12 protein-coding genes are annotated in these 13,810 nt (G+C 72.4%); 7 read left to right on the forward strand and 5 right to left on the reverse strand.

Going from position 1 to position 13,810, the window contains the following annotated elements:
* The first annotated feature begins 5 nt into the window (after nucleotides 1-5).
* Nucleotides 6-1,748 carry a lysine--tRNA ligase gene (lysS, locus tag ABZ659_RS22370; RefSeq protein WP_360222810.1) on the forward strand — a complete coding sequence of 581 codons (1,743 nt, stop codon included), beginning with the start codon at nucleotides 6-8 and terminating at the stop codon, nucleotides 1,746-1,748.
* A gap of 71 nt (nucleotides 1,749-1,819) precedes the next feature.
* Here the strand turns inward: lysS and ABZ659_RS22375 are convergent, their stop codons facing one another.
* The 3 genes from ABZ659_RS22375 to ABZ659_RS22385 form a co-directional block, all read right to left on the reverse strand.
* Complete coding sequence (locus ABZ659_RS22375; protein WP_360223064.1) at nucleotides 1,820-3,100, reverse strand: DUF2637 domain-containing protein; 1,281 nt, start codon at nucleotides 3,098-3,100, stop codon at nucleotides 1,820-1,822.
* Between the two features lie 109 nt (nucleotides 3,101-3,209).
* Entirely contained in the window at nucleotides 3,210-4,034 is an 825-nt protein-coding gene (locus ABZ659_RS22380) for a DUF3558 family protein (protein WP_360222813.1), read from the reverse strand.
* A gap of 134 nt (nucleotides 4,035-4,168) precedes the next feature.
* Complete coding sequence (locus tag ABZ659_RS22385; RefSeq protein WP_360222816.1) at nucleotides 4,169-4,966, reverse strand: DUF3558 domain-containing protein; 798 nt, start codon at nucleotides 4,964-4,966, stop codon at nucleotides 4,169-4,171.
* Between the two features lie 197 nt (nucleotides 4,967-5,163).
* Here ABZ659_RS22385 and ABZ659_RS22390 point away from each other — a divergent pair, with 197 nt between their 5' ends.
* Entirely contained in the window at nucleotides 5,164-6,357 is a 1,194-nt protein-coding gene (locus ABZ659_RS22390) for an RtcB family protein (RefSeq protein ID WP_360222819.1), read from the forward strand.
* A 14-nt stretch (nucleotides 6,358-6,371) separates the two neighbouring features.
* Here the strand turns inward: ABZ659_RS22390 and ABZ659_RS22395 are convergent, their stop codons facing one another.
* Together ABZ659_RS22395 and ABZ659_RS22400 are read right to left on the reverse strand one after the other, a co-directional pair.
* The gene (locus ABZ659_RS22395) at nucleotides 6,372-7,148 is read right to left on the reverse strand and encodes an SDR family NAD(P)-dependent oxidoreductase (protein ID WP_360222822.1); all 777 of its coding nucleotides are present in this window, start codon (nucleotides 7,146-7,148) and stop codon (nucleotides 6,372-6,374) included.
* 71 nt (nucleotides 7,149-7,219) lie between these two features.
* Nucleotides 7,220-7,555 (reverse strand): YnfA family protein, encoded by a 336-nt coding sequence (locus ABZ659_RS22400; protein WP_360222825.1) that lies wholly within the window; start codon nucleotides 7,553-7,555, stop codon nucleotides 7,220-7,222.
* Nucleotides 7,556-7,691: 136 nt separating this feature from the next.
* Here ABZ659_RS22400 and ABZ659_RS22405 point away from each other — a divergent pair, with 136 nt between their 5' ends.
* The 5 genes from ABZ659_RS22405 (at nucleotide 7,692) to ABZ659_RS22425 (ending at nucleotide 13,734) form a co-directional block, all read left to right on the forward strand.
* Complete coding sequence (locus tag ABZ659_RS22405; RefSeq protein ID WP_360222828.1) at nucleotides 7,692-8,786, forward strand: LLM class flavin-dependent oxidoreductase; 1,095 nt, start codon at nucleotides 7,692-7,694, stop codon at nucleotides 8,784-8,786.
* Nucleotides 8,783-9,376, forward strand: coding sequence for an FMN reductase (locus ABZ659_RS22410; protein WP_360222831.1), 594 nt, complete (start codon nucleotides 8,783-8,785; stop codon nucleotides 9,374-9,376). Before ABZ659_RS22405 ends, ABZ659_RS22410 begins: the two co-directional genes overlap by 4 nt.
* Before the next feature lie 73 nt (nucleotides 9,377-9,449).
* On the forward strand, nucleotides 9,450-10,181 hold the full coding sequence (locus ABZ659_RS22415; protein WP_360222834.1) for a response regulator transcription factor: 732 nt from the start codon (nucleotides 9,450-9,452) through the stop codon (nucleotides 10,179-10,181).
* Entirely contained in the window at nucleotides 10,181-11,587 is a 1,407-nt protein-coding gene (locus ABZ659_RS22420) for a HAMP domain-containing sensor histidine kinase (RefSeq protein ID WP_360222837.1), read from the forward strand. Before ABZ659_RS22415 ends, ABZ659_RS22420 begins: the two co-directional genes overlap by 1 nt.
* Before the next feature lie 245 nt (nucleotides 11,588-11,832).
* Nucleotides 11,833-13,734: an alkyl sulfatase dimerization domain-containing protein gene (locus ABZ659_RS22425; RefSeq protein WP_360222840.1), complete on the forward strand. Its 1,902-nt coding sequence runs from the start codon at nucleotides 11,833-11,835 to the stop codon at nucleotides 13,732-13,734.
* The last annotated feature ends 76 nt before the right edge of the window (nucleotides 13,735-13,810 follow it).

Here is a 13,810-nt window from a genome sequence, read left to right on the forward strand (position 1 = left end):
AGGACGTGCCGATCGTGGCTCAGAGCACCGAGACCACCGACTGGGTCTCCCGTTTCGCGGATGACGTCGTTGCGGAGTCGGAGCGTCGGGCCCCGGGCAAACCGGTCGTCGTCGCGTCCGGGCTGTCACCGTCCGGGCCCATCCACCTGGGGAACCTCCGCGAGGTCATGACCCCGCACCTCGTCGCCGACGAGATCCGGCGGCGCGGGATCGAGGTGCGGCACCTCATCTCCTGGGACGACTACGACCGGTACCGCAAGGTGCCCGCCGGGGTGCCCGGCGTCGACGGGTCCTGGGCCGAGCACATCGGCAAGCCGCTGACCTCCGTGCCCGCGCCCGAGGGGTCCCCGCACGCCAACTGGGCCGAGCACTTCAAGGCCGCCATGGTCGAGTCGCTGGCCGAGCTGGGCGTCGAGTTCGACGGCGTCAGCCAGACCGAGCAGTACACCTCCGGCGTCTACCGCGAGCAGATCCTGCACGCCATGCGGCACCGCGGGGACATCGACGCCATCCTCGACCAGTACCGGACGAAGAAGGCCCCGGCCAAGAAGGCGTCGCAGAAGCCCGTCGACGAGGCCGAGCTGGAGGCCGCCGAGGGGTCCGGCGCGGCCAGCGAGGACGACGGCAGCTCCGGCACCGCCGGGTACTTCCCGTACAAGCCGTACTGCGGCAACTGCGAGAAGGACCTCACCACCGTCACCGGCTACGACGACGAGACCACCGAGCTGACCTACGCCTGCACGGCGTGCGGCTTCTCCGAGACCGTCCGGCTGAACGAGTTCAACCGCGGCAAGCTGGTGTGGAAGGTCGACTGGCCCATGCGGTGGGCCTACGAGGGCGTCGTGTTCGAGCCCAGCGGCGTCGACCACTCTTCACCCGGCTCGTCCTTCCAGGTCGGCGGGCAGATCGTCGGGATCTTCGGCGGACAGCAGCCCATCGGGCCCATGTACGCCTTCGTCGGGATCAGCGGCATGGCCAAGATGTCGTCCTCGAAGGGCGGCGTGCCCACCCCCGCCGACGCGCTGAAGATCATGGAGCCGCAGCTGCTGCGCTGGCTGTACGCCCGCCGCCGCCCCAACCAGTCCTTCAAGGTCGCCTTCGACCAGGAGATCCAGCGCCTCTACGACGAGTGGGACCGCCTGGACGCCAAGGTCACCGACGGCTCCGCGCTGCCCGCCGACGTCGCCGCGCACTCCCGTGCCGTCGGCACCGCCGCCGGTGAGCTGCCGCGCACGCCCCGGCCGATGCCGTACCGGACGCTCGCGTCCGTCGCCGACGTCACCGCCGGGCACGAGGACCAGGCGCTGCGGATCCTGAGCGAGCTGGACCCGGAGCGGCCGGTGCGCTCGCTCGACGAGGTACGGCCCCGCCTGGACAAGGCCGAGGCCTGGATCAACACGCAGGTCCCCGCCGACCAGCGGACCATCGTGCGGGACGAGCCCGACGCCGAGCTGCTGAAGTCCCTGGACGAGCAGGCCCAGGGCTCGCTGCGGCTGCTGCTCGACGGGCTCGCCGACCACTGGTCGCTGGACGGGCTGACCCACCTCGTCTACGGCGTTCCCAAGGTGCAGGCCGGGTTCTCCGCGGACGCCACGCCCAAGGAGCTGCCGGCGGAGATCAAGACGGCCCAGCGGTCGTTCTTCGCGCTGCTCTACCACCTGCTGGTCGGGCGGGACACCGGGCCCCGGCTGCCCACCCTGCTGATGGCGGTGGGACAGGAGCGGGTGCGGCGGCTGCTCGGGCAGTAGGTCCGAGGGGAAGCGGTTCCCGTACGAGGAGGGGGCGCCCGGCGGTCATGCCGGGCGCCCCCTCCTCGTACTCACGCGATGTGGTCTTCCTCAAGTTCCGCGTTGTAGCGGTTCGTGAAGCGGTTGACCATGCGCTTGGCCTCCTCCGCGGGGAGGTCCAGGCGGAACTCCGCCTCCACGTTCTCGCCGAACTCACGCGGGGTGGGGTAGCTGCCGTTGATCGACTGCTTGAAGACCTGGTAGTACGCCTCCTCGTCCGGCGCCTCCGGCGCCGCCGTCCCGCCGCCCTCGCCCAGTTCCCGGGTGCGGTTGGGGCCCACCGGGATGGGGAAGCTGCCGGTGTCCTCCATCGACGGGGGCTCCTCGAACGGCGCCTCGTACTGGGCGCGGTACTCCTCGGCCTGCTGCTGCTCCTCGTACCACTGGGCGTAGGCGGCGTCCGGGTCGTACGTGGGGTCGTAGCCGCCGTGGTACTCGGTGGTCCGGGGGTCGCGGGCCTGGAGCCACGGGTTCTGGGGCTCGTCGGCGCGGGGCTCGGGCGCGGGGGGCGGCTGCTGGCCGGGGGGCGGGTCGCCGGCCAGTTGGGGGCGCTGCTCGCCGGAGGGTGCCGTCGCCTGGGGGACGGGCGCGGACTCGGTGAGCGCGGGCAGGTCCGGGGACGGGGACGGCGCCGGGGGCAGGAGCGCCGGTTCGATGCCCGCCGCCGCCAGGCCCGCGGGGGCCGTTTCCGCGAGGGGGACGCCGTAGCGGGCCAGGCGCAGCGGCATCAGGGACTCGACGGGGGCCTTGCGGCGCCAGGAGCGGCCGAAGCGGGAGCGGAGGCGGGCCTGGTAGACGAGGCGTTCCTGCTCCAGCTTGATGACCTGCTCGTAGGAGCGCAGCTCCCACAGCTTCATCCGGCGCCAGAGGAGGAAGGTGGGCACGGGCGAGAGCAGCCAGCGGGTGAGGCGGACGCCCTCCATGTGCTTGTCGGCGGTGATGTCGGCGATGCGGCCGATGGCGTGCCGGGCGGCCTCGACGGAGACCACGAACAGGATCGGGATCACGCCGTGCATCCCCACGCCCAGCGGGTCCGGCCAGGCGGCGGCGCCGTTGAACGCGATCGTCGCCGCGGTCAGCAGCCAGGCCGTCTGGCGCAGCAGCGGGAAGGGGATCCGGATCCAGGTGAGGAGCAGGTCCAGGGCGAGCAGGACGCAGATGCCCGCGTCGATGCCGATCGGGAAGACGTAGGAGAAGTTCCCGAAGCCCTTCTCTAGGGCGAGTTCGCGTACGGCTGCGTACGAACCCGCGAAGCCGATGCCCGCGATGATGACGGCACCGAAGACGACCACGCCTATGAGGACGCGGTGCATCCGTGTCAGCTGAAGTGGCGCGGCCACCCGTACTCCCCTCCCACTGCGTGTTGTTGCGCGCCCAACAGAGTGGCACACGTGTGCGGGGGACGGGTGGCCGGTACTGCTCTCAGTCCTTCTTGGCCGCTGACGCCGACTTTGAGGCGGACTGGGAGGGGGACGCGCTGGTGCCGCCCGCGTCGCCCAGCGTCGCCTTCAGGGCCGCCACCGCCTCCTTCGCCGCCTTCGTCGCGGCCTTCGCCAGGTCGTCGCCGTCGGGGGTCTTGTCGCCCGCGAGGCCCGCGCCGTTGTAGTCGAGGGTGATGACGACGTTCTCGACCCGGGCGACGACCGTCTGCTGCTTGAAGGCGCCTTCCTTCTTCTTCAGGTCGTAGCGGACGAGGGTCGCCTCGTCGCCGGTGCCGCCGAGCGGCTCGGCCTTGGTGTTCCTGGCGCCGTCCGCCGCCCGGGCGTCCTCGACCTGCTTGGCGTAGTACTCCCGGGCGCGCTCGTCGCCCGCGCCGCGGCTGACGTCGGAGTCGAAGCGGAGCAGGGCGACGTTCAGCCAGCGGAACTGGGAGCCCTTGACGCCGTTGTTGTCCAGGCTGTCCCAGGAGCAGTTGGCGCGGGTGGAGGTGTCGTCGGAGCTGCCCTCCTTGCCCTTGGTGCCCTCGGGCACCAGGTCCTCCAGGGTCTTCTTCGCCAGCATCCGGCACGGCTCGGGCAGCGTCCCGTACACCGCCGCCTGGACGGTGGGGGAGGGGCTCGCGGAGGTGCTCGCGGCGCTCTCGGAGGCCTTCTTGGCGTCGTCGCCGGAGTCGGAGTCCGAGGAGCAGCCCGCGGCGATCAGCAGGACGGGGACGGTGGCCGCGCCGACGAGGGCACGGCTCAGACGGGACGACCGCCCCGCACGCTGGTCACGCTGGTCCTCGGCTCGCTCTGCTCGTCGCTGCATGGTTCCTTCACTCATGACGCTTCGTGATTCCCTGCGGTCGGATCGGGTCCGAGGGGCCACGGTACGCGGTGCGGGGTGGGCGCGAGCGGGCTTCGGCGCCTTCGCGGAGGGGGCAGGGTGGGGGCCGTACGGCGTCAGCCGGACAGGGAGTCGGCCAGTCGGGAGGCCAGTTTCCGCGCCCTGTCCTGCATTTCCTCGCTGTCCGGTACGACGCCGACGGCCGCGGCCTGCTCCTCGTACTCGATGGTCACGATGACGTTCGACGTGCGGAACGCCACAGTCACCGTCCGCTGCTGGGCCGTGGAACCGGCGCTGCTCAGCTCGTCGTCGACGAACGCCTCGTCGCCGAGGTCGTCGAGGAGGCGGGGCTGGAGGTCGGGGGTGGGGGCGGAGGGGGAGGGGTCCGTGGAGGGGGAGGCGGCGTGTGTCGCCGTCTCCTTCTCCCGTTTCGGTGCCGCGTCCGTCGTGCCGGTCGCGGTGGGGGCGGGGAGGTCCGCCGTGTCCTGGAGCGTGGCGAAGAGTTGCTCGGCCTGGCTGTCGTCGCTGACGGTGTCGTCGTACGACACCACGCGTTCGAGGTCGATGTGGAGGCGGTCGGTGGCGGTGCTGGACTCGACCTTCCAGCGGCAGCCCACCTTGCGGTCGTTGTCGTAGGTGAGCGTGGCCTCGCCCGCGTACGCCTTCTCGCGCTGGTCCTCGTCGGTGAGCCGGGTGATGCCGGGGAGCAGGGAGTCCAGGGTGTCCTCGCCGACCGCGCCGCAGGGTTCGGGGAGGGTGCGGTAGCGGCCGGGCTGGGCGGTGGTCGTGGCGGTGCCGGTGTCCTCGGAGTTGGAGCCGTCGGCCGTGCCGCCGGTGTCGGAGCCGCCGGTGCAGCCCGCGAGCAGGGCCGCGAGGAGCGCGGCGACGCCGGGTACGTACGCCTTCCGCTGCACGGTCAGGCTCCTCTCGGTGTGTCCCCGCAGGTTAATCGGTTGCCGGGCGGGGGTGTGTCCGGAGGACAATGTGTATCGCACGCGCTGCCGTGGACGCCGGTCCGCTGTCCCTTTCGTTGACCTTGGCGCCGGTTTTGCGATTCCTGACTTCTGACGGTGTTCGTAGACTTTTCTGTGGTTCTGGGGGATGAGGCTTGATGTCGTACGTGGAGATGCCGGGCGCGAAGGTACCGATCCGGATGTGGACCGACCCCGCGTCGGTGGAGGACGTCGCGCTCCAGCAGTTGCGGAACGTGTCCACGCTGCCCTGGATCGAGGGCCTCGCGGTGATGCCGGACGTGCACTACGGCAAGGGCGCGACGGTCGGCTCCGTGATCGCCATGCGGGGCGCGGTGTGTCCGGCGGCGGTCGGGGTGGACATCGGGTGCGGGATGTCGGCGGTACGGACCTCGCTGACCGCCAACGACCTGCCCGGCGACCTGTCCCGACTGCGCTCGCGCATCGAGCAGGCCATTCCGGTGGGGCGGGGGATGCACGACTCCCCCGTCGACCCGAGGCGCCTGCACGGGCTGGCCACGGCGGGGTGGGACGACTTCTGGGGGCGGTTCGGCGGGGTCGCGGAGGCGGTGAGGTTCCGTCAGGACCGGGCGACCCATCAGATGGGGACGCTCGGCGGGGGAAACCACTTCGTTGAGGTTTGTGTAGATATGTCCGATTCGGTGTGGCTCATGCTGCACTCTGGATCCCGGAACATCGGCAAGGAGCTGGCCGAGCACCACATCGGCCTCGCGCAGAAGCTGCCGCACAACCAGGGCCTCGTCGACCGCGACCTCGCCGTCTTCGTCGCGGACACCCCGCAGATGGCGGCGTACCGCAACGACCTGTTCTGGGCGCAGGAGTACGCCAAGCACAACCGCACGATCATGATGGCGCTGCTGAAGGACGTCGTCCGCAAGGAGTTCAAGAAGGCGAAGCCGACGTTCGAGCAGGAGATCTCCTGCCACCACAACTACGTGGCGGAGGAGCGGTACGACGGTATGGACCTGCTCGTGACCCGCAAGGGCGCGATCCGCGCGGGCTCCGGGGAGTACGGCATCATCCCCGGTTCCATGGGCACCGGTTCGTACATCGTGAAGGGCCTCGGTAACGAGAAGTCCTTCAACTCCGCCTCGCACGGCGCCGGTCGGCGGATGAGCCGCAACGCCGCCAAGCGCCGGTTCTCCATCAAGGACCTGGAGGAGCAGACGCGCGGGGTGGAGTGCCGCAAGGACTCCGGGGTCGTGGACGAGATCCCCGGCGCCTACAAGCCGATCGAGCAGGTCATCGACCAGCAGCGGGACCTCGTCACGGTGGTGGCGAAGCTGAGGCAGGTCGTCTGTGTGAAGGGCTGAGGGCCGGGCGCGGCTCAGCGCTCCCGGTGCACCTTCGTGTTCGACGCCTGGGCGCGGGGGCGGACGATCAGGAGGTCCACGTTGACGTGGGAGGGGCGGGTGACCGCCCAGGTGACGGTGTCGGCGACGTCGTCGGCGGTCAGGGGTTGGGCGACGCCCTCGTAGACCCTGGCCGCCTTCTCCGTGTCGCCGCCGAAGCGGGTGAGGGCGAACTCGTCGGTCCTGACCATGCCGGGGGCGATCTCGATGACGCGCACCGGGCGGCCGACGATCTCCAGGCGGAGGGTCTCGGCGAGGACGTGGGCGCCGTGCTTGGCGGCGACGTAGCCCGCGCCGCCCTCGTAGGTGCCGTGGCCCGCGGTGGAGGAGAGGACGACCACCGTGCCGTCGCCGCTGGCCTCCAGCTTGGGCAGGAGGGCCTGGGTGACGTGGAGGGTGCCGAGGACGTTGGTCTCGTACATCGTGCGCCAGTCGGCCGGGTCGCCGGTGGCCACCGGGTCGGCGCCGAGCGCGCCGCCCGCGTTGTTGACCAGCACGCCGACGGTCTGGAAGGCGGTCGCGAACTCGTCGACGGCGGCGCGGTCGGTGACGTCGAGCTGGTACGCCGTCGCCGCGTGGCCCGCGGCGTTGATCTCCTCCGCGAGGGCCTCGATGCGGTCCTTGCGGCGGGCCGTCAGGACGACCCGGTAGCCCGCCGCGGCGAGCTGCCGCGCGGTGGCGGCGCCGATGCCGCCGCTCGCACCGGTGACGACGGCGATGCGGGAGGCGGCGGACGGGGCGGCGGGGGCCATGGCTTGCTCCTCGGGCGGGTGGGCGGGCGGTCGAAGGCGACTCCGTCAGGATAGGTGGGCGGGGTGCGGCCTCAGGCGTCGCGGGGGGCCCACATGATCAGGGCCATGCCCGCCAGGCAGACCAGCGCGCCCGTGACGTCCCAGCGGTCCGGGCGGTAGCCGTCCGCCACCGCGCCCCAGGCCAGCGAGCCCGCGACGAACACGCCGCCGTACGCCGCGAGGATGCGGCCGAAGTGGGCGTCGGGCTGGAGCGTGGCGGCGAAGCCGTAGGCGCCGAGGGCCAGCACGCCGCCGCCGATCCACAGCCAGCCGCGGTGTTCGCGCACGCCCTGCCAGACCAGCCAGGCGCCGCCGATCTCGAAGAGGGCGGCGAGGACGAAGAGGGCGGCGGAGCGGAGGATGAGCATGGGGCAGCTTCGCACGGGCCCCTCTGGCGCGGTTCCGGCCAGGGGGCGGGGTGGGGAACGGTCGTCGGAATAACGGTCGTCCCTGACCCGTTCACCGGTATAGTTGAACGGTCAACCACTTGGAGGGTGAGCGGCCATGCAGTCCACGCAGTTCGGGATCTTCACCGTCGGGGACGTCACACCGGACCCGACGACGGGCCGTACGCCCACCGAGCGGGAGCGGATCAAGGCGATGGTCGCCATCGCGCTGAAGGCCGAGGAGGTCGGCCTGGACGTCTTCGCCACCGGCGAGCACCACAACCCGCCCTTCGTGCCCTCCTCGCCCACGACCATGCTCGGTTACGTCGCGGCCCGCACCGAGCGGCTGATCCTCTCCACCTCCACCACCCTGATCACCACCAACGACCCGGTGAAGATCGCCGAGGACTACGCCATGCTCCAGCACCTGGCCGACGGCCGGGTGGACCTGATGATGGGCCGCGGCAACACCGGCCCGGTCTACCCGTGGTTCGGCAAGGACATCCGGGAGGGCATCAACCTCGCCATCGAGAACTACGCCCTGCTGCGCCGCCTGTGGCGCGAGGACGTCGTCGACTGGGAGGGCAAGTTCCGCACCCCGCTCCAGGGCTTCACCTCGACGCCCCGGCCGCTGGACGGCGTACCGCCGTTCGTCTGGCACGGGTCGATCCGGTCGCCCGAGATCGCCGAGCAGGCCGCCTACTACGGTGACGGGTTCTTCCACAACAACATCTTCTGGCCCGCCGACCACACCAAGCGCATGGTCGAGCTGTACCGCAGCCGCTACGCCCACTACGGGCACGGCACCGCCGAGCAAGCCATCGTCGGGCTCGGCGGGCAGGTCTTCATGCGGAGGAACTCGCAGGACGCCGTGCGGGAGTTCCGTCCCTACTTCGACAACGCGCCGGTGTACGGGCACGGGCCCTCGCTGGAGGACTTCACCGAGCAGACCCCGCTGACCGTGGGCTCCCCGCAGCAGGTCATCGAGAAGACGCTCGCCTTCCGGGAGTACGCCGGTGACTACCAGCGCCAGCTGTTCCTGATGGACCACGCCGGGCTGCCCCTGAAGACCGTCCTGGAACAGCTCGACCTGCTCGGCGAGGAGGTCGTGCCGGTGCTGCGCAAGGAGTTCGCCGCCGGGCGGTCCGCGCACGTCCCGGACGCGCCCACCCACGCCTCCCTGCTCGCCGCCAAGGAAGGAGCCGCCGTATGAGGCTCGTCGTCGTGTCCGCGGGGCTGAGCGTGCCCTCGTCCACCCGGCTGCTCGCCGACCGGCTGGCCGCCGCCACCCGCGCGCAGGCCCCGGCCGCCGAGGTCCGGGTGGTGGAGCTGCGCGAGCTGGCCGTGGAGATCGCGCACCACTTCACCAACGGGTTCGCCGGGCCGTCGCTGGCCGCCGCCCTCACGGCGGTGACCGAGGCGGACGGGCTGATCGTCGTCACGCCGGTGTTCTCGGCGTCGTACAGCGGGCTGTTCAAGTCGTTCTTCGACGTCGTCGAACCCGACGCGCTCGCCGGGAAGCCGGTGCTGGTCGCCGCGACCGGCGGCACCGCCCGGCACTCGCTGGTCCTGGAGCACGCGCTGCGCCCGCTCTTCGCCTACCTGCACGCCGTGGTCGTACCGACCGCGGTGTACGCCGCCTCCGAGGACTGGGGCGCCGAGGGCCTCGACGGCCGTATCGAACGGGCGGCCGGGGAGCTGGCCCGCCTGATGACCGGGCCGGCCGCCAGCGCCCCCCAGGCCGCCGAGCCCGACGTCGTCCCCTTCGAGCAGCGGCTCGCCGCGCTCCGGCCCGCCGGGTGAGACAGCGGCAAGAAGCCCGGCCGTACGGCACACCCCCGACCTTACGGCCGGAACGCTGCGCCACACTGGACCCGTGGCCCCCACTGTTCTGCTCGCCGAGGACGACCGCGCGATCCGGCACGCCCTGGAGCGCGCCCTGACCCTGGAGGGCTACGACGTCACCGCGGTCGCCGACGGCGTCGAGGCCCTCGCCAGCGCCCACCGCACCCCGCCCGACGTGCTCGTCCTCGACGTGATGATGCCCGGCATAGACGGGCTCCAGGTCTGCCGGGTGCTGCGCGCCGAGGGCGACCGCACCCCCATCCTGATGCTGACCGCGCTGGTGGAGACCCAGGACCGGATCGCCGGCCTGGACGCGGGCGCGGACGACTACGTCGTCAAGCCGTTCGACGTGGACGAGGTCTTCGCCCGGCTGCGCGCCCTGCTGCGCCGCACCAGCGCGGACGGCGGGCCCCTGACCCGCGACGCGCCAGACACCGCCGGACGGGCGCCGCTGAACGACCCGCGGCTCATCGGGGCCGCCGGGATCCGCATGGACCCGCGCGCCCGGCGGGCCTGGCGCGGTGCGCGCGAACTGGAGCTGACCCGCACCGAGTTCGAGCTGCTGGAACTGCTGGTGCGCAACGCGGGCACCGTCCTCGACCACGCCACCATCTACGACCGCATCTGGGGCTACGACTTCGGCCCCGGTTCCAAGAACCTCGCCGTGTACGTCGGCTACCTGCGCCGCAAGCTCGACGAGCCGGGCGCGCCGCAGCTGATCCACACCGTGCGCGGCGTGGGCTACGTCCTGCGGGAGCGGTGATGGGCCGTGGCCGTCGGCTGCGGCTGCTGTCGCTGCGGACCACGTTCGCGGTGTCGTTCGCGGCGGTGACGGCCGCCGTCACGGTGATCGTCGGCATCCTGTCGTACAACGCGGCGGCCCGGCTGGTGCGGGTGGACCAGCAGTCGGTGTTCTCGGAGGTCGTGCAGGACCTGCGGGCCGAGGTGCGGGCCAACCGGATGGAGCCGGGGGACTTCTCCTCCGGGCCCGGTCACGACTTCGTCCGCCCGGCCCGTACGGACGTGCAGGTGCTCGGGCCGGACGGTGCCGTCGTCGACCCGGGGAGCCCGGGGCTGCCGGTCACCGGCGCCGACCGGGAGGTGGCGGCGGCGTCGGCGGCCGGGACGGTGGCGCAGCACCAGGGCGTCGACGTCGGCAGCGACGTGTACCGGGTCGCCACGGTCGCGCTCGGCGCCGGGCGGGGCGCGGTGCAGGTGGCGCAGGAGTTCAGCGACACCGAGGACCTGCTGCGCACCCTCCAGCAGCGCACCTGGGTGCTGATGGGGGCGGTGGTGGTCGCGGCGGGGCTGTTCGGCTGGTGGCTGGCGCGGCGCATCACCCGGCGTCTCGTGGTCCTCACCGACGCCGCGGAGGCCGTCGCCCGCACCCGGCGGCTCGGCATCCAGGTGCCGGTGACCGGGTACGACGAGGTGGGGCGGCTGGGGCGGGCCTTCGACCGGATGCTGGGCCGCCTCGCCCAGTCGGAGGAGGACCAGCGGCGCCTCGTGCAGGACGCGGGGCACGAACTGCGGACGCCGTTGACGTCGCTGCGCACCAACATCTCCCTGCTGAGCCGGATAGACGAGCTGCCGCCCGACGCCCGGGAGGAACTCGTCGCCGACCTGGGGCAGGAGGCCCGGGAGCTGACCGACCTGGTCAACGAGCTGGTCGACCTCGCCGCCGGGCAGTCGGACAGCGAGCCGCCGCAGCGGGTGGACCTCGCCGACCTCGCCGAGGACGTCGCCGTGCCGGCCCGGCGCCGTACCGGGCGGCGCGTCCTGGTGCGGGCGGACGGGGACACGGTGACGCAGGGGCGGCCGGTGCTGCTGACCCGGGCGCTGACGAACCTCGTGGAGAACGCGGCGAAGTTCGACGCGGACGGCACCGAGCCGATCGAGATCAGCGTGAGCGGAGCGGACGGGGACGCGGGGACGGGACCCGTGCGGGTCGAGGTGCTCGACCGGGGGCCCGGGATCGCCGCCGACGACCTGACCCGCGTCTTCGACCGGTTCTACCGCGCCGCCGACGCCCGCTCCCTGCCCGGCTCCGGGCTCGGCCTGTCCATCGTGCGGGAGGTGGCGCTGGCGCACGGCGGCGGGCCCTTCGCCTACCAGCGGGAGGGCGGCGGCTCCGTGCTCGGGTTCACGGTGGGGCGCTGGTCGGAGTGAGTGGTCCGGCGCCCCCGGATGGCCCTCCGGGGTAGTCCGCGCCCGCTGGCGGGGTGAGGGTGGCAGGGGGGTCGGGGACGCCAGCACGAAGGACGTCAGGCCGGACCGGGGACGCCAGCACGAAGGACGCCAGGGGGGCCGGGGACGGCCAGCACGAAGGACGCCAGGCCGGACCGGGGACGCCAGCACGAAGGACGCCAGGCCGGACCGGGGACGCCAGCACGAAGGACGCCAGGGAGTCGGAGATGCCCCGCAACACCGAGACCAAGCCCGCCGAGCCCTCCGTCGCCGCCGCCAACGAGGCCGTACGGAACCGGTTCCCCTTCGCCGACACCCAGGACCTCGCCGACGCCCGGCGCGGCTTCATGGGCACCGCCAGCGAGAGCGTCGTACGCGACACCGAGGGCCGTACGGTGTGGGACCTGGACGCCTACGGCTTCCTCGCGCAGGACTGCCCGGACACCGCCAACCCCAGCCTGTGGCGGCAGAGCAGGCTCTGCTCCGACCACGGCCTGTTCGAGGTGACCGACGGGATCTACCAGGTCCGCGGCTTCGACCTGTCGAACATGACGCTCGTCGAGGGCGACCACGGCGTCTTCGTCATCGACCCCCTGCTGTGCGCCGAGACCGCCGCCGCGGGCCTCGCCCTGTACCGCGCCCACCGCGGCGACCGCCCCGTCACCGGCGTGCTCTACACCCACAGCCACGCCGACCACTTCGGCGGCGTCCGCGGCGTCGTGTCCGACGCGGACGTGGCCGCGGGCGTGCCGGTCTTCGCCCCGCTCGGCTTCCTCGAACACGCGGTCAGCGAGAACGTCTACGCCGGTACGGCGATGAGCCGCCGCGCCGCCTACATGTACGGCGCCGCGCTGCCCAGGGGCGAGCGCGGGCAGATCGGCGCGGGCCTCGGCCAGACCCTCTCCACCGGCACGGTCGGCCTGATCCCGCCGACCGCCGACCTCAGTCGCACCGGGGAGACGGTGACCGTGGACGGCGTCCGGATGGTCTTCCAGCTCACCCCCGGCACCGAGGCCCCCGCCGAGCTGAACGTCCACTTCCCCGACCGCGCGGCGCTCTGCATGGCCGAGAACGCCACCCACAACCTCCACAACCTGCTCACCCTCCGAGGCGCCCAGGTCCGCGACCCGCGCGTGTGGGCCCGCTACCTCACCGAGGCCGTCGACCTCTTCGGCACCGCCACCGACGTCGCCTTCGCCTCCCACCACTGGCCCGTCTGGGGCCGCGACCGGGCCCTGCGGTTCCTGTCCGAGCAGCGCGACCTGTACGCCTACCTGCACGACCAGACCCTGCGGATGCTCAACCAGGGACTGACGGCCACGGAGATCGCCGAGACGATCGAGCTGCCCCCGGCACTGGAGGGCGCCTGGCACACCCACGGCTACTACGGCTCCGTCAACCACAACACCAAGGCCGTCTACCAGCGGTACCTGGGCTGGTTCGACGGCAACCCGGCCCACCTGTGGGAACACCCGCCCGTCGAGTCCGCCCGGCGGTACGTCGCGGCCATGGGCGGCGCCGAGGAGGTGCTCCGGCACGCCCGGCGGTCCTTCGCCGAGGGCGACTTCCGGTGGGTCGCCCAGATCGTCAACCACGTGCTGTTCACCGACCCGGACCACCCCGGCGCCCGCGACCTCCAGGCCGACGCCCTGGAACAGCTCGGATACGGCAGCGAGAACGGCACCTGGCGGAACTTCTACCTCATGGGCGCGCTGGAGCTGCGGCACGGGCCGGTCGGCACGCCCACCTCCACCGTCGCGCCCGACCTGCTCGCCGCGCTGACCCTGGAGCAGCTGTTCGACGCCCTCGCGATCCGGGTGGACGGCCCGCGCGGCTGGGACGCGGACATCACCGTGCGCTGGAACCTGACGGACGGCGAGCGGATCACGATGCGGCTGCGCAACGGCGTGCTCACCCACGTCCGGGGCAGCGGACCGGCCGCCGCCGACCCGGACGTCGAGATCAGCCTCCCGGAACGGGAACTGCGCGCCGTCCTGCTCGGCGGCGTCGAGCCGTCCGGCCTGGCCGCGCGGGAGGACGTCGAGGTCAAGGGCGACATCGGGGTACTGACGGAACTGCTCGGGTACCTGGGGGCACCGGACCCGGACTTCGCGATCGTCACGCCGTAAGGGGTGCGGTGCTCTGTCGATCGCGGAGCTGCGGCAGATAGTGGATCGCGGGGCCGCGGCCGTCAGTCGATCGTGG

Source organism: Streptomyces sp. NPDC006997 (assembly GCF_040635175.1).
Lineage (GTDB): Bacteria > Actinomycetota > Actinomycetes > Streptomycetales > Streptomycetaceae > Streptomyces.